Raw genomic sequence first — 20,166 nt, forward strand, 5'->3', positions numbered from 1 at the left:
ATAATTTCACTCGATTCAAACAACACAAGTAGTGGTAATTAAATGAAAATGACAAGAACGTCGATCGCAATCGCAGCACTTTTTTCTGCAAGTGCTGCAAATTCAGCCGTAGTTTATGAAGATCAAGAATCAGTATTAAATATTCATGGCCGAGCGCAAGGGATGTATTATTTCTCTGATGATAAAAATGCAGACGGAGATAATAGCTACATTCGTGTAGGACTTTCAGGTGAGTCTAAAATAAATGAAGATCTTTATGCCTTCGGCTTATATGAGTTGGAATTTAAGTCTAATCGCAGAGATGCTGATGGGATTGAAGATGATGAATTTGATATCCGAAAAGGCTATGTAGGAGTTGGTGCAGATTACGGAACAGTAAGTTATGGACGTCAATACGGTGCGGTCACTTTAGTATCTGACTACACGGATATTTTCCCGGAGTTTGGTAATGAAGCTGCTGGCGTAAGTGCGGATCTATATGGTACCGGTCGCTCCGATTCAGTATTTAAGCTAACGACAAGCTATGAAGGTTTGAATATTCATGTTAGCTATCAGGCTGAAAACGATGAAGTGTCAACAGATGCAGCCTCTTATGGTGCGGCGGCGGACTACAAGTTGCCATATGGCTTCAAAGTTGCGCTTGGTTACAACGAAGGTGAAGGGCAATCGGGTGCAGAAGATGCAGAGCTGCTAACGGGTGCTATTGCATTTGAATACGACAAGTTTTATGCCTCTGTTTTATACAGTGATGGTGAAAACTGGGCTAAAGATGGTTCTGAAAGTAATATTGATTACACCGGTATTGAAGCAGTTGCCACTTATGAAGTAACAGATAAGCTTTGGGCACTAGTTGGCTATAACAATCTAGAGCGTGATGATGAAGATGTCGTCGATTACTACTCACTAGGTGCAGAGTACGATTTGACTTCTAATTTTAAAGCACTAGCAGAATACAGAATTACAGATGTAGACAATGAAGACGATATTCTTGCAATAGCTGCGAGATATTCATTCTAAAAAATTAATAAAGCTAAAAAGCCTGAAACTATTTTCAGGCTTTTTTATTTATCGGTGTAAGTTCATAAGTGCTGACTTTCGTCCATATATAATGGATTATATTGATCGTTACTTGTTTAAGTGTTTTGAATATAATTGTTTTGTTAGCTAGTCCACTGCTAGTTTTCATTTTCATATTTTTTGAATGATGATTTTTTCTTTGGCAACAAGAAGTATCTTGTTGCCTTTTTTTACGTCTTATGGTTAATTAAAACAAAAAGAGTTTTTTTATATATTGCTATAAACGAGAAAAATATAACGAAAATTGTCAATCTTAGGTTGAGTTAATCGTCATAAAAAAGTGAACTCAATTTCAAGGGTCTTTTTCATTTAAGTGATGTGGAATCCATATGGCGAACCAAGTGAATGATAAAGCGCCAAACGACGAAATGTATCTCAATGAAGATTGGAAAAATTATTTTTATGTAAACGATAGAGGTAGGGATTGATACTGTTTATGTAAGGAGAGAGCGATTTATGAAAAGCAGTCGTTTCAATATTATTAGACACCTTTACTTTCTTAAAATAGGAAGGACTCTAAGAAAGTAAAGGTGCAGATGATTTTTTAGTTTTTACCGCCGTCACTTGTTCTGAAGTGATAATCGAAGTTTATGATTGCACGATATTTAACTTCATCACGGTTAAGTGCGTATTCTTCAACTCTCACCTTACTATCATCGATTGCAATATCACGAGGGAAACCGCTTCCAATGATGTTTAGACGATTTCTAAGTTCATGTTTTGATAGCGTTTGGTATTCATCGACAAGATCAAACGCAGAGCTATAAGCGGCATCTTTTGTCGTAAAGTCATTGAGAACAACTTTGTTTGTAGAGTGTTCGACATGAATACCAGCAGTAGCAGATAAACTGAATAATAATAGTGATGAGAGCGTCATTAGTTTTTTCATATAGTCACCTTTTTATTTGTATTACAAAGTCAAGATGTCCAACGAATCCTTGTTAATATCTCTCGACAAAGGTGATAGTGCCACTATAGAAATGTGCTGTACATCACATTTGTGACCATTGACTATGGAAGAATTGTCAACAATAAAACTCAAGCACTTTTGACATTACGGTCAATGTGGAAAAGCGAATATCTGTATGGTTTCGTTAATAATTAAACCACTCTCGGAAACGCTGACTATTCAGTCAAAGCGTATGTTTCTTGTCGTTATAGTGACCTGCCTACAGCTCAATCACTTAATGCATGCAATTCAATTGCAATGGCTTGGTATAGATTTTCATTCAGATCTTCCGTCTTAGTGACGATTCTACAAATTCTAGTGATTAAAAAGTCATTATTTGTGGTTTTTTATTCTATTGTCGTGTATAAAAAAACTTTACAACAAATGATAAAGGAATATCCATGAAAAAGTTATTGTGTTTTGCTGCACTGGGGTTAGCTGTTTCGACGACGGTTAATGCAGACCCAATTTTAGACGACATCAAAAGTACAGGGGAGCTAAAAGTCTGTTTTGATTCTGGGTATATGCCTTTTGAAATGACAGCAAAAAATGGGCAGTACATCGGGTTTGATATCGATTTGGGTAAGCAAATGGCGCGTGCCATGGATGTTAAGTTTGTGCCGGTAAACACTTCATGGGATGGCATTATCCCAACACTGTTGACTGGTAAGTGTCACATGATTATGGGCGGGATGACTATCACACCTATGCGAAATACTCAGGTGAATTTCGCTGATCCCTATGTGGTTATTGGTCAATCCATTCTCGTAGATCTCAAACATGAAGGTAAAGTGTCTAGTTACCGCGATCTCAATAGTCCAGAATATGTTGTTGCAACTAAGCTTGGGACAACGGGTGAGCAAGCGGTAAAACGATACCTTCCGAAAGCTAAGATAAATCTATACGAAACTCAGTCTGAAGCGGTACTTGAGGTTGCCAACGGAAAGGTAGATGCGTTTGTTTATGACTTTCCTTACAACTCTATTTATGTGGCGGAAAACAAAGGGCAGTTAATGCACTTGGCTAAACCGTTTACTTACGAGCCTTTGGGTTGGGCTGTGCCGCAAGGAAATCCAGATACGCTTAACTTCTTAAACAACTATTTACGTCAAATTAAGGGCGATGGAACTTACGATCGCATTTACGATAAGTGGTTTAACGACGATAAATGGTTAAAGCAAGTTAAGTAATCATTTTGTTATTGTAGAGGAGCGGCTAGCTTCTGGCTCGGCTCATCGCCAACCAAACGGTTCGCGCTGTGAAGCTAACGCTTTTCTTTATTCAAATACCCAACCAACTTTAATCAAAGTCATTCTCGGAATCACATGCAAAATAACTTTAAATCCCTATTGTGGAACGCTGTTTTTGTTCTTGTTTTGCTATCAATTTGCGGTCTTGTCTATCTGTCAGGTAAGCGAATCGATTACAGCTGGAATTGGGAGCGTGTCCTTCCTTATATTGCCACTAACGCTGCTTCATCCATTACCGCGCCTGTCGATGGGAACATCATTCTCGACGAGAATAACCAACTGGCTCTGGAGAGTATTCATGGTGATATTGTTCTTGAACTAAGCCAATATAAGTCTGTGGACGTCTATGAAGGTGATCTTATTTTTGAAGGAGATACCTTAGCAACTATAAAAGAGTGGCGCTCTGGCCCAATTTTAGATGGTGTTGTGACGACCATTAAAATCTCACTCTGGTCACTTATCATTGCTCTAGCGTTGGGCTTAGTTGTCGGACTAATGCGCATATCCAGCAATCCGGCATTAAAAAAGCTGGCGCTTGTGTATGTCGAGGTCATTCGTGGAACGCCTCTTTTAGTACAGATTTTTATCGTTTACTTCTTTATTGGTACTGTGCTTGACCTTGAGCGTTTTACTGCGGGAGTGATAGCGCTCTCCGTGTTTACCGCCGCTTACGTCGCAGAAATTGTGCGGTCAGGAATCCAGTCAATCCCAAGAGGACAAATGGAAGCGGCGCGTTCACTAGGAATGAATTATCCCAAAGCGATGATTTATGTCATTTTACCTCAAGCGTTTAAGCAGACATTACCTCCCTTAGCCGGGCAGTTTATCAACCTGATAAAAGATTCCTCACTTGTCTCCGTGATTTCGATTACTGATCTGACAAAAGCGGGCAGGGAAGTCGTAAGTGGTAGTTTTGCCCCATTTGAAGTTTGGTTTACCGTAGCGGCCCTTTATTTGCTTCTGACTAGTACCTTATCTTGGGCAATACAAACGTTAGAAAAGAAATTGGCAGCAAGTGATTAATGGTGGAGTCATTAATGGAATACATTATTTCAGCAAAAACAATTAATAAAATTTACCCTAATGGCTGCCATGCGCTCAAGGACGTATCGGTAAATGTAGAAAAAGGGGAAGTGATTGTCATCGTAGGACCGTCAGGTTCTGGTAAGTCAACATTCTTACGGACGATCAATCAATTAGAGACAATAAATAGTGGGTCTATTATCGTAGATGGTATCGATATGTACCACAAATCTACGGATATCAATAAACTACGCGCTGATGTGGGCATGGTATTTCAAGGCTTCAACCTTTTTCCACATAAAACGGCGATAGAGAACGTCATGTTAGCACCTTTAAAGGTTTCTAAACGTGCCCCTGAATCGGTGAAGAAAGAAGCAAAAGATTTGCTTTATAAAGTCGGTCTGTCGGAGAGAATGGATAATTATCCTAATCATTTATCAGGTGGACAGCAGCAGCGCGTCGCAATCGCTCGTGCGTTAGCAATGAAGCCCAACATTATGTTGTTTGATGAACCCACATCAGCACTAGACCCTGAAATGGTTGGAGAAGTTCTTGATGTGATGAAAGATTTGGCCAAGGACGGAATGACGATGGTAGTGGTTACTCATGAAATGGGTTTCGCAAAAGAGGTCGCTGATAGGGTGTTGTTTATGGAAGATGGTGAGCTTTTGGTTTCTGACTCTCCTGAGCGATTTTTTGATAACCCCACCAACCCTAGATTGCAGAAGTTTTTATCTAAAGTCTTATAATAAAAAGAAAATTTGATTGAGGGCGAGTCCCTCAATCACTTCATGCACTATTGTGGCTCGTAACGCTCGCCTCGCCGAGAGACATAGATAATGGGCTTTTACTCGAAGTTAATGGCGATAACATTAGCTTGGTCCGAATGAAAGGTCTGGTAAATACTAGAGTGTTTAATCAGCCATTAAGTCTTTGTTCACTTTAAACATAACAATTTCATTTTGAATTGATAAAAATTGTGTTTGAATAGAGCTTATGGATGTTTGGCGGTATGGATGTCTAAATGAAGAAAGTAACAATTTTAGATGGTGGCATGGGGCGAGAGTTGAAACGTATTGGCGCCCCTTTTTCTCAGCCGCTTTGGAGTGCACAAGCGCTAATTGAATCACCACAATATGTAAAAATGGCCCATGAGAATTTCATAGACGCTGGCGCTGAGATTATCACTGTCAACAGTTATGCATGTGTCCCATTTCACTTAGGCGAGGAACTCTATGCAAAACGGGGGACTGAGTTAGCAAAATCTGCAGCTAAAATTGCCAGAGATGTAGTCACCAGCTCTAACGGTAGAGTGCTCGTTGCGGGTTCTCTTCCTCCTGTAATGGGGTCTTACAGGCCTGAATTATTCGAGCCGAAAAGGGCACTGGAAGTGGCTTCTGAGTTATTTGAAGCTCAAGATCAATATGTTGATATTTGGTTAGCTGAGACCGTGTCTAGCCTCGCTGAAGTTGAAGTTCTATCAATAATTTTAGCCAAAACAGATAAGCCCAATTATATTGCTTTCACCTTAATGGACGAGCCTAACTCTTTGCCTCGTCTTCGCTCAGGGGAATCTCTTAAAGTCGCGGTTAATACGCTGTTGAAAACAAATGTTTCAGGTATCTTTTTCAATTGCTCTATTCCTGAAGTTGTCGAGCAAGCGATCATTGATACACAAGCAGTATTGTGTGAGTCAGGTAGAGAATTGACGATAGGTGTTTTCGCAAATAGCTTTGCTCCGATAAAGCAAGCGCACCAAGCCAACGAGACCATTCAGGAAGTTCGTCATTTCTCTCCGACTGAATATCTTGAGTATGCTAAAAAGTGGCATGCGCAGGGAGCAAGCATTATTGGTGGTTGCTGTGGGATTGAACCACGTCATATTAAATTGCTAGCGACTTGGAGAGACACTCTCGAAAACGCCTAATTTTGGTGAAGCGCAGGGAAGTACGGCAAGAGGTTTTGTTTTTCATTCATCGTTATAGACAAAATAAAGGTCTTTCATATCTGGCAAAGTAACAAGATGCTTTAACTTGCTCATTACTTTGCCAGTTTGCCTCGAGATCTTTATTAATTATTTTTGGTTCAGATTAACGACAATCTTTCCAACTGTTCTCTGATTTCGCATGTCCAAGAGTGCGTTACCTACATCCTCTAAGCCGATGATCTTCAGTTTCGGTACTTCCAATTCTCCATTTTCTAATAGCTCAGACACTTCCTTTCCGGCATTAACGATACTTGCAAACCCTCTCTCGCCAAAGACATGACCAGAGCCCAAACTTATTTGATGGAAGCCCAAGCCTTTTAAGAAGGCATCTGGATATTGAGAAGGGTCGACAGTCTTGACGAGCTCCACCATTTCGCCCTCAAAGGTTAACATCGAGGCTGCAATTCGGTCGTTATCACCGCCTACACAATCGAGTGCAACCTCAACGCCATGATTTCCGGTAATGTCCATTACTCGCTGAACTACATCTTCATGATGATAATCAATCATATGGGTTGCTCCTAACGAGGACAAATATGCGTGATTAGCTTCTGAACTAGTAGCAATGATCTGTTCAACACCAAATGTCTTTGCTAACTGAATAGCAAAGCTTCCAACGCCGCCAGCACCTCCGGCGATAAAAATGCTGCTTCGATTTGAAATATCGAGCTTGTCTACCAAAGCGCGATATGCTGTCCAGGCTGCGCAAGGTGTGGATGCTGCCACTTCAACTGAAACCTGAGGGTGCTTTATGAGCGTTCTTGAATCATGGATAGCAAATTCAGCGAATCCACCGTGATGGCGTCTCATGTTTCCGTGATACAACACTTTATCGCCAACCTTCCAATCAACGACCGCATCGCCTACAGAGACTATTTCTCCTGATACGTCTAACCCGCCAACAAAATTGTTATCCATGTTAGTGACCATGTCTGACCAATAATGAATTTTTGCATCGACAGGGTTCAAACCAACAGCGTTAACTTTAACCAATACATCAAATTGGGTTTCTAGTTTTGGTGTAGGTAATTCGGATAAAGAGAAAGTATCGTTATCTCGTTGGTAAGTTATCGCTCTCATAGGTTTTCCTTATTATTAAGAATGGTCGAAAGTCATACTAACTCAGAGGGTGCTGCTGCAATAATTATGGTTTTTTCTTATTTTGATAATTTTAGGTTATGTTTGATAAAAAGGATTTGAGATGCTCTGAAATTATCATCGACAACCAGTCTGCATAGCTAACGACATGTAACTTTATGATAAGTAATGACTAGTTTTATTATTCCATTTTTATGGAAATATTTTGTTGATCTTTTGTTTTGTGATTCTATAATTCCAGAAATATCGAAATAAAGGCTTATCTATCAGGTAAGCTTGTTAGCGAAAAATGACGAGGAGAGTAAATGTGAATACAGAAATTATAACTATGGCTAAAGAAGCGCTGGATATGTTTGCGTTTCTAGCAACCGAACTTATCATCTTATTTCTGGCAATTAGCTACATTGTCGGTGTGTTGCAAGATTTTCTAACGCCAGAAAAAATTCAATCTATTCTCAGCTCGAAAAAGGGTAAAGGTTACTTCATTGCTGCGTTGCTAGGTTCGATTACGCCTTTCTGTTCGTGTTCGACCATTCCTTTCTTAAAAGGCTTGTTGCGTGCAAGAGCAGGTTTTGGACCTATGATGGTGTTCCTATTTGCAAGCCCGTTGCTTAACCCAGTGATTATTGGCTTGTTTGTGGTGACTTTTGGTTGGAAAGTTGCGGTATTTTACTTTGCTATCGCGATGTCAGTATCAGTGGTAGCAGGCTATGTACTTGAAAAACTAGGGTTTGAACGTTACGTCAAACCAGAAGCATATCAAGCGGTAGGTTCTTCTTCGTGCGGTACTTCTTGTGGCGATTCAAGCAAGAAAAAAGAAGAAGCGAGACCAGCATCAAGCTGTGATACCAGCGCCTGCAATGAACCTACGCCAGTTGCGGCGAAAACATCTTGTTGTGGTGATGTACCAAAACCTGAACCTAAAGTGGAAGTATCTTGCTGTTCATCTGGCGGTAGTGCAACAGCGACAGTCGTGGAAGAGAAAGAGCCTAGCCGCTGGGTACGTATTTGGCAATCAACTTGGAAAGACTTTAAGCAAGTGTTCCCTTATCTCATGATGGGCATTGCGATTGGTTCATTTATCTATGGCTTCATCCCGACGGAGTTCATTGCGGAGTTCGCTGGTGAAGCGAAGTGGTACGCGATTCCGGTCGCAGCAATCATTGGTATTCCATTGTACATCCGTGCAGAGGCGGTCATTCCACTTAGCGCGGCACTAGTACAAAAAGGTATGGCTCTTGGATCTGTTATGGCGCTTATTATTGGTAGTGCTGGCGCAAGTCTTACAGAAGTGATTTTGTTGAAATCAATTTTTAAGAACCAAATGATCGCTGCCTTCCTAATCGTTATCTTAACGATGGCCATGGGAGCGGGTTACTTATATACGTGGGCTTTTTTATAAAAATAACCCTCGGGCGACTGCTCGAGGGCTCTGTTTTTGTCGCCATATAGGGAAAGGGAAGTTTCCTATACCGCGCAGGCTATAAAAAGATAAAGAGGTTACTCGTAAATACTATAGGAGAAATACTTGCTGGCGATGGTTTTATGCTTACCGCTTTGGATCAATTTTTGTATTCCGCTATTGAGTAATGCTTTTAATTCTTTGTCTTGTTTTCTCACTGCTACGCCAATGCCACGGCCGAACCACTTTTCCTCTGTAAACGCTGGTCCAGTAAAGTGATAGCCTTCACCTTGTGCAGTTTCAAGAAAACCAGCACTTAAACCGATTGAGCCGCCAAATACAGCATCTAACCGTCCATTGAGTAGATCGGTAAATGCCTCATCGAACGTACCATAACGACGAATATCAATATCTGGATACAAGGCAGAAAGGTACTTATCACCAATTGTGGCTCTTTGAACTCCAATAGATAAACGATTTAGGCTGCCGTCATCCATGTTGATTTCTCTATCATTTTTCATTACAAAACGAGTCGGTACTTTTGCATAAGGGACGGTGAAATCGACTTTCTTTTCTCGTTCTTCTGTGATTGTCATTGCAGCAATAATCGCATCGTTCTTGCGACTAAGGAGAGAAGGGATGATGCCATCCCAATCCATTTTTGAGATAACGCACTTTACTTCTAACTCTTTGCATAACGCGTTAGCGAGGTCGACTTCAAACCCTTCTAGCTTTCCCTCTTTTGTCGTCCAGCTAAATGGGGGGTAAGCCCCTTCAACAGTGAAGCGAATTTGTTTCCACTCTTTCGCATGGCTGAAAACTGAAAATAAGCTAATAAACAATAAGACTATCCATTTCATAAACGTTTCCTTGTAACTGTTTGGAAACCAATGTTTAACACAAAGTAAGCAAATATCAATGAAAGTGCATATATGTGTGACCTTTCGCTCGCATTGTGTGAGCGAAAGGTTTTACGTGTATTACAGCTTATCTTCAATAGTTACGAGGGGAACTCTCGTTGAGACAGCGTGAAGTGCAATGTTGTGAATCATTTCATCGACCGTGGTACAGCTATCCATTAAGATCGAAACATCATACTTGTCCGCAGATTTTGAGATAGCAGTATGTGTCACGCAGTTTTGTGTCATCATTCCGCATACAAGTAACTCCGTTACATTTTTGCTTGCCAATACTTCTTCTAAACGTGTTCCTTCAAAGCTATCTGCGAAGTGCTTTACCACGATTTCGGAATTCGGCGCTAAAGCAAGAACTTCTGGGTGAATATTGGCACCGTCGCTGCCTTCATTGAAGAATGGGGCAATACCCATGGCAGGGTCGGCAATATGCTGAATATGAATCACAGGAATGTTTTGCTCATTGGCTTTAGTTATTGCTCTCTTAACATTGTCTAAAGTCGATTCTGTATTCCATAAAGGGAACTTTCCTTCTGGGAAATAGTCGTTTTGCAAATCAATTACAAGTAGGGCTTTTTGAGTCATTTTCTTTTCCTTTTATTGAGGATCATTGCGGTACGAATAATATAAAGACTTTTAGCTACCTTCTTTAGAGTCTAAAATGACACAAAAGAGTCAAAAAGCGACACTTGAAGATAATTGAAAATGAAAATAGCACTCGTTAATTACCCAGATAGCTCGCAAGCCTCCGTATATGGTTTAAGCGAACTCTTCGAGATGGCAAACCGTGCGGCGGCTAAATTGGGCGTTGATGTGCACTTTGAAGTAGAGATATTGGATCACTGGCCAAACACGCACTTCGATGTGAAAACAGCGGTAATGATTCCGCCTAGCGGCACTGGTCAATATTACTTAGAACCAGAGCCAGAGCTACTCGACTGGTTAAATGTCCAATATAGTAAAGGTGCGATTTTAGCCTCCGCCTGCGCTGGTACTTTTATTCTTGCTCAAACCCAGTTGTTGACCAATAAGTCTTGTACAACACACTGGGGCTTAGCTCCTTCATTAGCGAGTCAGTTTCCCGATATCCACGTAAGACAAGAAGCCATCCTTATTAACGAAGGAACGATCATTACGGCTGGGGGTATGATGTCATGGGTGGATTTAGGTTTGGAGCTGGTTTCCTTATTTGCGTCACCGGCAGTAATGCGCCTGTTAGGCAAAATGTTGGTTATTGATACTGGTCCGAGAGAGCAACGCTTTTATCAACAGTTTACCCCAAACTTCCAACATGGTGATGAGGTAATTGTTCAACTACAGCACTATATAAACGATCATTATCAAGGAAAACTGAGCAATAAAGAGCTTGCAGAGTTGAGTTGTTTAACAGAAAGGACATTGCAGCGACGCTTTAAAAAGGCGACAGGTTTCAATGTTAACCAATACATACAAAGCTTAAGAGTACAAAAAGCTTGTGATTTACTTGAGTCGACAACCCTAACATTTGACGCAATATCATTTAGAGTGGGTTACCAAGATGTGAGCGCGTTCAGGAAAATATTTAATAGGATCGTAGGTTTAACACCGAAGTCGTTCAGATCTCGGTTCTGTTCATGAACGCCAGAAGTAAGATAATGTTGGTATTAAACATTTATAACTCAGAAGCAAACACACATATTTTTACAAGCTGGCTTAGCGTGATGAAAAGGGATAACAAGCTAAGCCAACCGTAGCGATCTTCTAAGTATTGAGAACTTTTTAGGATGCTTAAAGTGTTCTCAAATTACAACGACTTGTATAGGCCGCTGTTAATCGAAAAGCTATGTGATTTCCAAAACCAGTTTCCCAATATGTTGCTTGCGTGAAAATACTTCTTGCGCTTGACCTATCTGGTTCAAGGGAAATGACTCCGCGACTAAGGGACGAATTGCGTTCTGTTCGATATAGCGAACCAAGTTACCGAATACTTCTGATGCCAAAACGGTACAACCAAATAACGCTAGGTCTTTAAGGTAAAGAGTTCTTACATCCAGCTCGACAATTGGGCCGCCTATGGCGCCGGAAACAGCGTATCTTGATCCTGGCTTTAGTACCTGAAGAAATTGTGGCCACTGCTCTCCTGCGACCAAATCAATCACTACGTCAACGCTGTTTTCTCCGAGAGTCGCTGTTAAATTTGCATCGCGAGGGATAACTTGGTTTGCTCCTAATGCCGTGATCTGTTCTTTCTTTTCTGGGCTGGCGATAGCAATGACGTATGCTCCACGCGCCTTCGCCAGTTGGATTGCGGCAGAGCCAACACCACCGGATGCCCCTGAAATCAGTACGGTATCGCTCGCTGTGACATTAGAGCGGACAAGCATGTTCTCGGCAGTTGAATAAGAACAAGGGAAGGAGGCCAAATCGATATCCGATAAACTACTATTCACAGCAAATGCATGTTTACTGTCAACAACAGTGAACTGAGCAAAGCCACCATCACATTCTGAACCGAAGTACCAAGGCGAGCTAAGTGCTTGACTGTTGAAGCGCGTAATACATGGTTCGATGAGCACACGCTGACCGATTCGTGATGGGCAGATATTCTCACCAACAGCGACGATGGTACCGCATACATCGGCACCTTGGATTCGAGGGAGAGATAGCGCGTCTCCTGACCAACTTGCATCCATGCTATTGGCGTCGTTTTTAGAATACCATGCTGTTCGGGTATTGATGTCGGTGTTATTGACTCCGGCGGCGGCAACTTGGATCAATACATCATCAGGCGAGGGGACTGGCACAGGTATATCATCGCGGTAACGAAGCATATCTGGCCCACCATGACCGATAAGTTGGACGCCTTTCATGACTTTCGGGATTGTGGTCATTGATTGTTCTCCTTCATTAGTTCTAGCAGAGTGTGTTCAGCGGATGCAAAGGCAGCGTGACCGAGAACCGGCCATGCGTTGGATAGACCTTCATGTAACAAGAAGAGTGTGGTTGCGAGGTCTTCTCGCTGACTTAGTTGGACCATAAGCTGACGAACCGCCAATTTGTGTTGTTTTACTGCTTGATTAATAGATAGATTTTCTGGATAGGCTGCTAATGCATTGATGGACATGCAGCCATTCGGTGCAAACTCCTTCATCCAATCCTCGAGGCGAGTGAATAGGTGTAATACAGCCGGTGTTCCATTGGCAGGGGCGTCTTCGAGTAAAAAACTCAAATACCTTTGATGGCGATGCTCGAGAGCTGCAACAATCATCGCTTCCTTGGAGGGGTAGTATTTGTACAGGGTTCTCAGGCTGACTTCGCAGGCGTTTTTGAGTTGGGGTACGCTAGGCTCGGCGAAGCCATACTGACTGAATGCTTTTTCTAGGCTTGCTGCGATTTTTTCTTTCACTATTTGATACACCAGGTAGAACGTTTGTTTTACCTAAGGGTAGAATAAACTTTCTACCTCAGTCAATGGTGTATTTAAACTCTGTATTGAAAGCCCGACGTAATGCCGGGCTAACTTAAGTGATTTTTATCGATTTGGAACGTGAATCAGTGTGCCGTTGCGGGCTGCTCTCCACGCTTGTCTAGCATTCCGCTGAAACGGGTTAGTAGTAGAGCACCTAATACTACGATCGCGCCAATCCAAGGTGTGTGCATCAGCCCAGCATTGGCCACGATAAGGCCACCGCCCCAAGAACCCAGTGCAATACCTACGTTAAATGCAGCAATGTTGAGACCAGAAGCGACGTCGACTGCATCAGGTGAATATTTCTCTGCTAGTTTGACAACATAAACTTGAAGTCCTGGAACGTTACCAAAGGCAAAGGCACCCCAGACAAGAATGGTCACTACTGCAGAAATTGGATTAAATGCTGTGACACTAAACACGAGCAATACCACAATTAGGCCCGAGAAAATCGCTGTCAGAGCTTTGATTGGCCCCATAGAGTCGGCCATCTTTCCGCCCCAGATGTTGCCGAATGCGACTGATACACCATAAACCAACATAATTAGGCTGATAGCGCTAGAGCCAAACCCCGAAACTTCTTCCAAAATAGGAGCCAAGTAAGTGAAGGCTGTGAACGTACCACCGTAACCGAGCGCGGTGATTGCGTACACCAAAAGTAGACGAGGTTGAGTCAAGACTTTTACTTGCGATGACAGCTTGGTTGCTGGTGGTTGTTTCAGATTACTCGGCACTAGCAGAGCGCTTCCTATCAGTGCGATGATTCCAAGGCTCGCGACGATTAGGAAGGTTGCCTGCCAACCAAATGTCTGGCCAATCCAGGTGCCAAGTGGCACGCCCGTCACTAGAGCTACGGTGAGACCGGTAAACATAATAGCAATTGCGCTAGCGGCTTTTTCTTTTGACACTAGGCCAGTGGCGATAGTCGAGCCGATCGAAAAGAACACACCGTGTGCAAGCCCGGTCAGTATCCTTGCTGTAACTAGTGTGTTGTATCCAGGTGCTTGCCAGGCTAACAGATTGCCAAGAACAAACAGTGCCATAACAGAAAGCAGAACGTACTTTCTTTTCCAGTTACCAGTCAGCGCTGTTAAAACGGGAGCACCAACCGCGACACCAAGTGCGTACAGGCTAACTAAAAGACCCGCTGAAGGTAATGATACGTTGAGGTCGGAGGCCATAGTCGGTATCAGACCGACAATTACAAACTCCGTGGTTCCAATAGCAAAGGCGCTCAGCGTCAATGCAAGTAAAGCTAAAGGCATAACAACTCTCTCTTATAATCATTGAATATGAATGGATAAACGAATAGCCCGTTTCCATGTCGTGTATTATTAAAGAGTTATTCGTTGCGAAAAATGGTATTTATTACAAAATACTTTTGCTATAAATGATGAAAATGCGCAGTTAAGAAAGGGGATGAAATGTTAACCCGATCAGATGAATTAGAGATTCTTATGGCAGTTGTGGATAGTGGTGGATTTTCTTCCGCTGCTGATGCACTAGGTATCCAAGTCGCTAGGGTATCTCGTGCGGTTAGTAAAGTTGAATCACAGTTGGGGGTAACCTTGCTGAATCGCACGACGCGCAGAGTGGAAGTTACTGAGGAAGGGCATCAGTTTGTTGAAGCGGTTCGCTTAGGTTTACTACAAATACAGCAAGCTGAAGAAGAGATCATCACACGAGGTGAATTACCCAAGGGGCGCTTAAGAGTTGATGCCGCTAGCCCATTTGTTTTACATCAACTCGTGCCGTTAATTCAGCCATTTAAAGAGGCTTATCCTGATATTCAACTCGATCTTACCTCTAATGAGGGTTTTGTGGATCTATTGGAAAAAAGAACCGATGTGGCAATACGTATTGGACGATTATCGGATTCAACACTGCATGCTAAACCTTTAGGAACAAGCCCACTATTTATCGTTGCCACGCCTGGTTATTTATCTAAACGAGGTTTCCCTGAAGCGGTGAGCGATTTGCGCAGTCATAACTTGATCGGTTTTTCTGGCGCTAAAGTGTTAAACCAGTGGCCATTACGAGGGTTTGAGATGATAGAGCCTGATATCCTATCCAGCAGTGGTGAAACGGTTAGACAGTTAGTGCTGGCAGGGAACGGCATTGCATGTTTATCTGGCTTTATGGTGAAAGATGATCTTGATTCTGGACGGTTAGTGGCATTGTTTGAATCGGAAAAAATCACAAATACTGGACGAGAACAGGTCAATGCTGTGTTCTACAAATCTTCTTCAGTCTCTAGGCGTATTTCCGCGTTCATCGACTTTATTCAACCAAGACTTACTTTAAAATAACACTATTATTGTTGTTTTAACAAAAGAGTTTTGTCGTTATTGCAGCCTTTGTTTTTCCAACTGCCAAGCCTAGCGTGCCACCCCTTAGTAAGGTGGCACATATTTTTATTTGATCTTAGTTAAAGCGTGGCAACACGTACTGAGCGATCCGTTCCATTGATTTCTCAATTGGTTGGCTATTACGACGGAAATGCAACCCGATGTGATTGACTCCTGCTTCTTGCATTTTTTCTAGCTCATCGATCAAGCCATTGACTCCGGCCCGGATACCAAAATGATGCCGAACGACTGGTGCATTTGGGTTATCGACTAAATCAAGATGAATAAAGCTGACGTAGGGTTTGTTTCCCGCTACGGAGCGCCAAAGTGCAACGCGGTGTTCATGATCATCAGGTGTGCCTGGGTAGGCGAGCCAGCCGTCTAGGTTTTCTCCTATCCATTGTGGACTTTGCTGCGCTAACCCTGCGACATAGATAGGAATATCAGCAAACTCGGGTAATAACTGTAGATCGTTACCCAGCTTATCATTTTGCGTATCTTTCAAAATCTCTACACTTTCTCGAAAAGCTGAGCCACGGCTGTCAAAGTTGGCATTAAAAACGGGATATTCACTAGGGCGGTCTCCACTAGCCACACCGAGTATCAGGCGGTCACCACTTAACTCGTTGATGGTCGCAGCGGCTTTTTTCACTAGCCAAGGTTGTCTTAACGGTAATACTATCGCTGCTGTCCCTAGTAGAATGTTGTCGGTGCACGCAGAGAGATAGCCAAGATAACTGAACGGTTCATAAATTTGTGCCGCGTCTCCAAAGTTAGGGTCGTACAACGGGACATCTCTCACCCACGCTACGTTAAAGCCTAACTTATCGGCTAACATAATACGCTGTTTATGTGCACTCATGTCTGGTACGCCGAACGGTTTTCGTTGGAGCAGGCGTTTTTTCTGGCCTTCTTGGGTCCAGTCATTATCTAGGGGGAGCTCAACCCCGATGGTGAATCTGTTACTTAAATCTTTATGCATTATGAAGCCTGACTATTACTTTGAGTACTAGGAGGCAAGGTGCCTCCCTGATATTCAGGACACTATGAGATTTTTGTTGTGAGAAAAAGCGGCAAAAAGACAAAAGTGTTTTGCCACAAACAGCGGTGGTCTTTAAAGGAACTGGTGGTTCTCTACCTTGATTTCTTGCTTGATGAAGTCAATAAAAGAGCTGATCCGGCGTGAGGTACTGGCATTTTTGTAATACACCGCATGAACTGGCTGTTCGACATTATGCGTGTGTTCACTAAGCACGCCCACTAAGCGACCAGCTTGTCGGTCAGAGTAGGTCATAAAGTCAGACAGGCAAGCTATCCCCGCACCATGTAAGGCTAAACATCTTAGCGTCTCGCCATTATCAGATCTTAGGCTACTCATAATACGCAGAAGTTTGTTCTTATCATCCATGATCGGCCATTCCTTAAGATACTCCGGCTTGTTGAATCCAAGTAGCTTGTGATTGAGTAACTGATCTATTGAGGTTGGAGTACCATGTTGTCTTAAATACTCTGGACTCGCGACGATTCGAATCCGACTTTTACCAAGAAATATCGCGCGCATGGTTGAGTTTTGTAGCTCACCGATACGAAAAGCAATATCGGTTTTTGTTCCCAAAAGGCTAATATTTTCCTCATTGGAATTGAGATCGATTTCGACTTCTGGATACAAGCTCTGATATTTAGCAATGTGCGGCGTTAGTACGTGCAGTAAGAAGGGGGTAGCTGCGTTTATTCGTAGGAGGCCAGAGGGCTTATATTTCTGGCTTTTCAGTTGTGCTTCGGCATTCTCTACTGCTTCTACAATATGTCTGACTTTATCGAGGTATATCGTTCCTTCATTAGTAACATCTAACTTACGGGTTGTGCGATTTAACAAAGTCGTTTCGAGTTTGGCTTCTAGCCGAGATACCGATCGACTCACCGCCGAGACGGTCATCGATAACAGTTCAGCCGCAGAGCTGATTGAACCCGTATCGACCACGGCCATAAAGGTGCGCATTTCATCTAGAGTAGCTTTCATTGTTGAATATATTTCAAATTAGATTTGAGTATTGTTAACTTTACGGAAAGTTTCTTGCGGCGTAAAGTTTTGCTTCGAATCAACTATAAAATCGATAATTCAGGAGATTTAGATGAAAGTACCATCATTTGGCGTCGGCACGTTTCGTTTAGAGGGTGAAGTAGTTAAGGATTCAGTCCGTAATGCGTTAGAAGTGGGTTACCGCGTAATTGATACTGCACAGATTTACGGTAATGAGGCAGAAATCGGTGAAGTATTGACACAGTCCGGTATTGCACGTGATGAGCTATTCATTACGACCAAGGTCTGGGTTGATAACATGAACACGGAACAACTCATTCCAAGTCTAAAAGAGAGCTTAGAAAAGCTAAATACAGATTATGTGGATTTGACCTTGATCCACTGGCCTGGCAATAACAATAACTTGAGCGAATACATGGCTTCATTACTTGAAGCTAAATCGCAAGGGTTAACCCGTAATATTGGCGTCTCCAACTTTAATATTGACTTGTTGCAACAAGCGATAGAAGTGGTCGGTAAAGAGAATATTGTTACCAACCAAATCGAGCTTAGCCCTTATTTGCAAAATCGTAAGTTGGTCAGCTTCATGCAGGAAAACGATATTCAGGTAACGTCTTACATGACCTTGGCATATGGGAAAGTACTTGGGGACCCAACTATTGCAGGTATTGCTGAGGACTATCAGGCCACGCCAGCTCAAGTCGCGCTTGCTTGGGCTTTGTCAAAAGGTTACGCGGTGATCCCGTCTTCAACTAAACGAGAGAATTTAGCAAGTAACCTGAAAGCACTTGAACTTAATCTGAGTGAAGAGGCGATTGCAAAGATAGATGCGTTGGAAAGAAATGGCCGCGAAGTAAACCCTGAAGGGCTAGCGCCTGAGTGGGATGATTGAGTGAGTTTCACGGGAAATCATTGCCTAAATGACACCTCTGCAATCGCTGACTTCCTCAGCGTTTGACGGTAGTACAACACCATAGACGATAACGGCTCGCTTGTCTGACGATAGTGCGAGCTTTTATCTTTTTGGCCTATTAGTTTACTGTATTCTCCCGGCCTTCAATTTGGCCGGGAGACGTCATTTAGAGAACAGTTACCATTCGATTGTAGAGCCATCAAATACGCGGAAGCTTCCGGATTGCTCAAGTGTTAGCTGTTCTGCGACCGAAACAATGCCTGCAACACTTTCCTCGGCAGAAAAGGTTGCGTTCTCACCGCCCATATCGGTTTTTACCCAGCCGGGATGAACTGCGACAGTTTTTACTCCTTGCGATTCGAGATTGCGTGCTGCTGATACTAGAACCTGATTAAGCGCTGCTTTAGATGCTCGATAACTGTACATGTTACCTGAACTGTTATCGCTTAAACTCGCAACTCGGGTTGAGATTCCCACGATGGTTTTGTGCTGACTTTTCGCAACGTTGTCTTGTAGGGCTTGAATTAGCAGGGCAGGTGCGACGGTATTTATGTTTAGTACTTCTAGCCATTTTTTCTGGGTCATTTCGCCAAGAGTTGCACACTCTTCGCCTAATACACCTGCATTCAGAATTAAATGATCGAGCGGACGCTCCGCTAATTGAGTGGCTAACTGATCGATATCTTGTTGGTTAGTGACGTCTAGAGCCATCAGTTGAAGTTGATTAGATTGGGTTACTAGTTCATTGAGCTGCTTAGCATTTTCTGGTGAACGACAAGTTGCGATAACTTGCCAACCTTTTCCAAGGTAGTGGCGGACAAATTGCAAGCCTAAGCCACGGTTAGCGCCAGTGATTAATACAGTAGACATCGCTTCTCCTACGTTGTTGAGTTGAACAACGACCATATTAGAGGCGACGTATAAGCATGTAATCAAAACAGTATAAAAATGGCCTAGAATTCGACATTGTCAAATCTTAAAGTTTGAGAAAGATGCTGGCAAAGTGTTTTAGCCTAGTGACCGTCAGTTCGGAGGCAGCACCGCTGACACCTGCAACAGCAACGACCTTACCATCCAAGTAAAGGGGGATCGCTAAGCAATTGAGGTTTGGCTCTGCCTCTTCTAAATCGAGTGCGTAACCTGATAATACAACCTGATTAAGTTCAGTTTCTAACGTGGGGGATATTTGGCTTTCAAGGCGCAATGTTCGGCGAAGCTCATCATCAAAACTAAGAAAAACCTTGCCGATCGCAGATGTTGTGAGTCCTTCTCGTTTCCCTCTCGGGCTACGGATAGTAAGAGGGTTATCCTGCTCTATAGCATCGATATACAAGTACTCTTTAGCGCCACTTTGTACAGCGAGGTAAGCAGTGTTGTTAGTCATTTGGGCCATTTTTTTCAGCAATGGAACAAAGTGTTGTCGGATAGCTTCGTTTTTTTGTTCAATCGGCTTAGACAGTTCATAGCATCTAAACCCTAGGCTGTAGCTATGGTTGTGTTTGGATACATATCCAAGAGAGTGTAGAGTCGCAAGTAACCCGTGAACAGTCGTCTTATTTAACTGGATCGCATTACTGATCGTCTGTAATGATAGGGGAGACTCACTCATCGAGAGCAACTCGAGGATTAGAAAACCTCGCTCTAGAGACTGAATGTTTTTTCTTGCCTTGGGCACAAAGACTCCTTGATGATGGTGTTGCATCTGAATGGCTTACT

20 protein-coding genes are annotated in these 20,166 nt (G+C 42.7%); 9 read left to right on the plus strand and 11 right to left on the minus strand.

Going from position 1 to position 20,166, the window contains the following annotated elements:
- The first annotated feature begins 42 nt into the window (after nucleotides 1-42).
- Nucleotides 43-1,017 (plus strand): porin, encoded by a 975-nt coding sequence (locus J4N43_RS07300; protein ID WP_005377322.1) that lies wholly within the window; start codon nucleotides 43-45, stop codon nucleotides 1,015-1,017.
- Nucleotides 1,018-1,621: 604 nt separating this feature from the next.
- On the opposite strand, the gene J4N43_RS07305 is transcribed toward J4N43_RS07300, so the two are convergent.
- Entirely contained in the window at nucleotides 1,622-1,966 is a 345-nt protein-coding gene (locus tag J4N43_RS07305) for a DUF3316 domain-containing protein (protein WP_005377323.1), read from the minus strand.
- A 461-nt stretch (nucleotides 1,967-2,427) separates the two neighbouring features.
- Between J4N43_RS07305 and J4N43_RS07310 the strand changes: the two genes are divergently transcribed.
- From J4N43_RS07310 to J4N43_RS07325, 4 genes are all read left to right on the plus strand, one after another.
- Nucleotides 2,428-3,216, plus strand: a complete 789-nt coding sequence (locus J4N43_RS07310) for a transporter substrate-binding domain-containing protein (protein ID WP_005377324.1) — start codon at nucleotides 2,428-2,430, stop codon at nucleotides 3,214-3,216.
- Nucleotides 3,217-3,351: 135 nt separating this feature from the next.
- Nucleotides 3,352-4,299, plus strand: a complete 948-nt coding sequence (locus J4N43_RS07315) for an amino acid ABC transporter permease (protein WP_005377325.1) — start codon at nucleotides 3,352-3,354, stop codon at nucleotides 4,297-4,299.
- 14 nt (nucleotides 4,300-4,313) lie between these two features.
- Nucleotides 4,314-5,048 (plus strand): amino acid ABC transporter ATP-binding protein, encoded by a 735-nt coding sequence (locus J4N43_RS07320; RefSeq protein ID WP_086047138.1) that lies wholly within the window; start codon nucleotides 4,314-4,316, stop codon nucleotides 5,046-5,048.
- Between the two features lie 275 nt (nucleotides 5,049-5,323).
- Nucleotides 5,324-6,226 (plus strand): homocysteine S-methyltransferase family protein, encoded by a 903-nt coding sequence (locus J4N43_RS07325; RefSeq protein ID WP_062730575.1) that lies wholly within the window; start codon nucleotides 5,324-5,326, stop codon nucleotides 6,224-6,226.
- A 147-nt stretch (nucleotides 6,227-6,373) separates the two neighbouring features.
- On the opposite strand, the gene J4N43_RS07330 is transcribed toward J4N43_RS07325, so the two are convergent.
- Nucleotides 6,374-7,366, minus strand: coding sequence for a zinc-binding dehydrogenase (locus J4N43_RS07330; RefSeq protein ID WP_158159667.1), 993 nt, complete (start codon nucleotides 7,364-7,366; stop codon nucleotides 6,374-6,376).
- 346 nt (nucleotides 7,367-7,712) lie between these two features.
- Here J4N43_RS07330 and J4N43_RS07335 point away from each other — a divergent pair, with 346 nt between their 5' ends.
- A complete protein-coding gene (locus tag J4N43_RS07335; RefSeq protein ID WP_422398840.1) occupies nucleotides 7,713-8,786 on the plus strand; it encodes a permease in 1,074 nt (357 codons plus the stop codon).
- A gap of 98 nt (nucleotides 8,787-8,884) precedes the next feature.
- On the opposite strand, the gene J4N43_RS07340 is transcribed toward J4N43_RS07335, so the two are convergent.
- Together J4N43_RS07340 and J4N43_RS07345 are read right to left on the minus strand one after the other, a co-directional pair.
- Nucleotides 8,885-9,646 (minus strand): transporter substrate-binding domain-containing protein, encoded by a 762-nt coding sequence (locus J4N43_RS07340; RefSeq protein WP_158159665.1) that lies wholly within the window; start codon nucleotides 9,644-9,646, stop codon nucleotides 8,885-8,887.
- Nucleotides 9,647-9,766: 120 nt separating this feature from the next.
- Nucleotides 9,767-10,285 (minus strand): cysteine hydrolase family protein, encoded by a 519-nt coding sequence (locus J4N43_RS07345; RefSeq protein ID WP_005377333.1) that lies wholly within the window; start codon nucleotides 10,283-10,285, stop codon nucleotides 9,767-9,769.
- Between the two features lie 120 nt (nucleotides 10,286-10,405).
- Between J4N43_RS07345 and J4N43_RS07350 the strand changes: the two genes are divergently transcribed.
- Nucleotides 10,406-11,317 (plus strand): GlxA family transcriptional regulator, encoded by a 912-nt coding sequence (locus tag J4N43_RS07350; RefSeq protein WP_062730577.1) that lies wholly within the window; start codon nucleotides 10,406-10,408, stop codon nucleotides 11,315-11,317.
- A gap of 203 nt (nucleotides 11,318-11,520) precedes the next feature.
- Here J4N43_RS07350 and J4N43_RS07355 read toward each other — a convergent pair whose 3' ends face one another.
- The 3 genes from J4N43_RS07355 to J4N43_RS07365 all read right to left on the minus strand — a co-directional run bounded on the left by J4N43_RS07355 (nucleotide 11,521) and on the right by J4N43_RS07365 (nucleotide 14,413).
- Nucleotides 11,521-12,570, minus strand: a complete 1,050-nt coding sequence (locus tag J4N43_RS07355; protein WP_053350364.1) for an alcohol dehydrogenase family protein — start codon at nucleotides 12,568-12,570, stop codon at nucleotides 11,521-11,523.
- The gene (locus J4N43_RS07360) at nucleotides 12,567-13,088 is read right to left on the minus strand and encodes a TetR/AcrR family transcriptional regulator (protein WP_031777252.1); all 522 of its coding nucleotides are present in this window, start codon (nucleotides 13,086-13,088) and stop codon (nucleotides 12,567-12,569) included. Before J4N43_RS07360 ends, J4N43_RS07355 begins: the two co-directional genes overlap by 4 nt.
- Nucleotides 13,089-13,231: 143 nt before the next feature.
- Nucleotides 13,232-14,413, minus strand: coding sequence for an MFS transporter (locus tag J4N43_RS07365; protein WP_062730578.1), 1,182 nt, complete (start codon nucleotides 14,411-14,413; stop codon nucleotides 13,232-13,234).
- 159 nt (nucleotides 14,414-14,572) lie between these two features.
- On the opposite strand from J4N43_RS07365, the gene J4N43_RS07370 reads away from it, so the two are divergent.
- Entirely contained in the window at nucleotides 14,573-15,457 is an 885-nt protein-coding gene (locus J4N43_RS07370; RefSeq protein ID WP_053350366.1) for a LysR family transcriptional regulator, read from the plus strand.
- A 115-nt stretch (nucleotides 15,458-15,572) separates the two neighbouring features.
- On the opposite strand, the gene J4N43_RS07375 is transcribed toward J4N43_RS07370, so the two are convergent.
- Together J4N43_RS07375 and J4N43_RS07380 are read right to left on the minus strand one after the other, a co-directional pair.
- The gene (locus J4N43_RS07375) at nucleotides 15,573-16,478 is read right to left on the minus strand and encodes a TIGR03571 family LLM class oxidoreductase (protein ID WP_053350367.1); all 906 of its coding nucleotides are present in this window, start codon (nucleotides 16,476-16,478) and stop codon (nucleotides 15,573-15,575) included.
- Nucleotides 16,479-16,610: 132 nt separating this feature from the next.
- A complete protein-coding gene (locus J4N43_RS07380; protein ID WP_005377343.1) occupies nucleotides 16,611-17,516 on the minus strand; it encodes a LysR family transcriptional regulator in 906 nt (301 codons plus the stop codon).
- Between the two features lie 112 nt (nucleotides 17,517-17,628).
- Here J4N43_RS07380 and dkgB point away from each other — a divergent pair, with 112 nt between their 5' ends.
- Nucleotides 17,629-18,429: a 2,5-didehydrogluconate reductase DkgB gene (gene dkgB / locus J4N43_RS07385; RefSeq protein WP_053350368.1), complete on the plus strand. Its 801-nt coding sequence runs from the start codon at nucleotides 17,629-17,631 to the stop codon at nucleotides 18,427-18,429.
- Nucleotides 18,430-18,627: 198 nt separating this feature from the next.
- Here dkgB and J4N43_RS07390 read toward each other — a convergent pair whose 3' ends face one another.
- Nucleotides 18,628-19,320 carry an SDR family oxidoreductase gene (locus tag J4N43_RS07390; protein ID WP_053350369.1) on the minus strand — a complete coding sequence of 231 codons (693 nt, stop codon included), beginning with the start codon at nucleotides 19,318-19,320 and terminating at the stop codon, nucleotides 18,628-18,630.
- Nucleotides 19,321-19,426: 106 nt separating this feature from the next.
- The gene (locus J4N43_RS07395; protein WP_017635969.1) at nucleotides 19,427-20,125 is read right to left on the minus strand and encodes an IclR family transcriptional regulator; all 699 of its coding nucleotides are present in this window, start codon (nucleotides 20,123-20,125) and stop codon (nucleotides 19,427-19,429) included.
- Nucleotides 20,126-20,166: the final 41 nt, after the last annotated feature.

Source organism: Vibrio sp. SCSIO 43009 (assembly GCF_023716525.1).
GTDB lineage: Bacteria > Pseudomonadota > Gammaproteobacteria > Enterobacterales > Vibrionaceae > Vibrio > Vibrio alginolyticus.

What these genes read in the sequence shown, in the direction of transcription:
- J4N43_RS07335 (WP_422398840.1), top strand. Translation starts at nt 7,713, where the DNA reads ATGGCTAAAGAAGCGCTGGATATGTTTGCGTTTCTAGCAACCGAACTT.
- J4N43_RS07305 (WP_005377323.1), bottom strand. Translation starts at nt 1,966, where the DNA reads ATGAAAAAACTAATGACGCTCTCATCACTATTATTATTCAGTTTATCT.
- J4N43_RS07340 (WP_158159665.1), bottom strand. Translation starts at nt 9,646, where the DNA reads ATGAAATGGATAGTCTTATTGTTTATTAGCTTATTTTCAGTTTTCAGC.
- J4N43_RS07365 (WP_062730578.1), bottom strand. Translation starts at nt 14,413, where the DNA reads ATGCCTTTAGCTTTACTTGCATTGACGCTGAGCGCCTTTGCTATTGGA.
- J4N43_RS07370 (WP_053350366.1), top strand. Translation starts at nt 14,573, where the DNA reads ATGTTAACCCGATCAGATGAATTAGAGATTCTTATGGCAGTTGTGGAT.
- J4N43_RS07315 (WP_005377325.1), top strand. Translation starts at nt 3,352, where the DNA reads ATGCAAAATAACTTTAAATCCCTATTGTGGAACGCTGTTTTTGTTCTT.
- J4N43_RS07350 (WP_062730577.1), top strand. Translation starts at nt 10,406, where the DNA reads ATGAAAATAGCACTCGTTAATTACCCAGATAGCTCGCAAGCCTCCGTA.
- J4N43_RS07320 (WP_086047138.1), top strand. Translation starts at nt 4,314, where the DNA reads ATGGAATACATTATTTCAGCAAAAACAATTAATAAAATTTACCCTAAT.
- J4N43_RS07390 (WP_053350369.1), bottom strand. Translation starts at nt 19,320, where the DNA reads ATGTCTACTGTATTAATCACTGGCGCTAACCGTGGCTTAGGCTTGCAA.
- J4N43_RS07380 (WP_005377343.1), bottom strand. Translation starts at nt 17,516, where the DNA reads ATGAAAGCTACTCTAGATGAAATGCGCACCTTTATGGCCGTGGTCGAT.
- J4N43_RS07345 (WP_005377333.1), bottom strand. Translation starts at nt 10,285, where the DNA reads ATGACTCAAAAAGCCCTACTTGTAATTGATTTGCAAAACGACTATTTC.
- J4N43_RS07325 (WP_062730575.1), top strand. Translation starts at nt 5,324, where the DNA reads ATGAAGAAAGTAACAATTTTAGATGGTGGCATGGGGCGAGAGTTGAAA.
- J4N43_RS07300 (WP_005377322.1), top strand. Translation starts at nt 43, where the DNA reads ATGAAAATGACAAGAACGTCGATCGCAATCGCAGCACTTTTTTCTGCA.
- J4N43_RS07375 (WP_053350367.1), bottom strand. Translation starts at nt 16,478, where the DNA reads ATGCATAAAGATTTAAGTAACAGATTCACCATCGGGGTTGAGCTCCCC.
- dkgB (WP_053350368.1), top strand. Translation starts at nt 17,629, where the DNA reads ATGAAAGTACCATCATTTGGCGTCGGCACGTTTCGTTTAGAGGGTGAA.
- J4N43_RS07310 (WP_005377324.1), top strand. Translation starts at nt 2,428, where the DNA reads ATGAAAAAGTTATTGTGTTTTGCTGCACTGGGGTTAGCTGTTTCGACG.
- J4N43_RS07355 (WP_053350364.1), bottom strand. Translation starts at nt 12,570, where the DNA reads ATGACCACAATCCCGAAAGTCATGAAAGGCGTCCAACTTATCGGTCAT.
- J4N43_RS07330 (WP_158159667.1), bottom strand. Translation starts at nt 7,366, where the DNA reads ATGAGAGCGATAACTTACCAACGAGATAACGATACTTTCTCTTTATCC.